At 44.3% G+C, this 805-nt stretch carries 1 protein-coding gene; it reads right to left on the reverse strand.

Features of this window, described 5'->3' with window-relative positions; genetic code table 11:
* Window positions 1–805, reverse strand: an 805-nt coding sequence (locus PVV68_RS10555; RefSeq protein ID WP_273783057.1) for a hemagglutinin repeat-containing protein, incomplete at both ends; no start/stop codon positions are given.

Genomic DNA, 805 nt, shown 5'->3' on the forward strand with positions numbered 1-805 from the left:
AATACCGCACCATTCAATGTAGTATCCCCTCCACTGCTGGTATGAACTGTTCCGGTACCCACAACATGGCTGTTCTTATGGTGTATTTCCTCACTAGAGCCTTCCCCTTGACTAAACGCGGCACTGCCTGTTGCTCCTGCACCGCCTGTGCCATAACCGTAGCCAACACTCATGGAAGCACTTTCACTGTTATTTTGTGTGCTTTGCGTGTTTTTTGCACTTTCAAAGATGATATTTTGTCCTGCGCTCAAGGTAATATTCCCGCTCTGTTCATCATTGATCAGAGGGTTTGTGCCAGCGATAATATCACTACCAACACCATGGATGTTGCCTTTGTGAGCGTTCATGTTGACAGCATGTCCCCCTTGTATGATCGTTGTTGTCGCATTGGTGCCTTGAGAAGAGGCTTCTGCCTTATGAGACTGAAACCCTGCTGTGATGCTGGCTGAAGCATCAAGACCATTAAAAAGAGTATCTTTGGTTACTCCCCCCTTCATCCCATTATAAAGACCTGTTCCTTTGTTATAGAGATCATAGCCTTTCAAGCCAACAATCAAACCATTGCCGATTTTGTGTTTTGTATCCCCATGACCAAAACGTTTTGCCGCATCCTTTACGTCTTTTACAGTACCAATAATACCAATATCAACAGAAGCTGTCACACCGGCAAAGAAATTTTCATGTTTTTCCTTCGCATTAGTGGTATCATGGCTTTCTGATAGGGTGATATTATTGCCGGCATCAATGTTGACATCACGATCCGCCGAAACAATGGCTGCTTGCATATTTACATCATTGTCAGCAG

Source organism: Bartonella sp. ML69XJBT (assembly GCF_028618515.1).
Taxonomy (GTDB): Bacteria; Pseudomonadota; Alphaproteobacteria; order Rhizobiales; family Rhizobiaceae; genus Bartonella.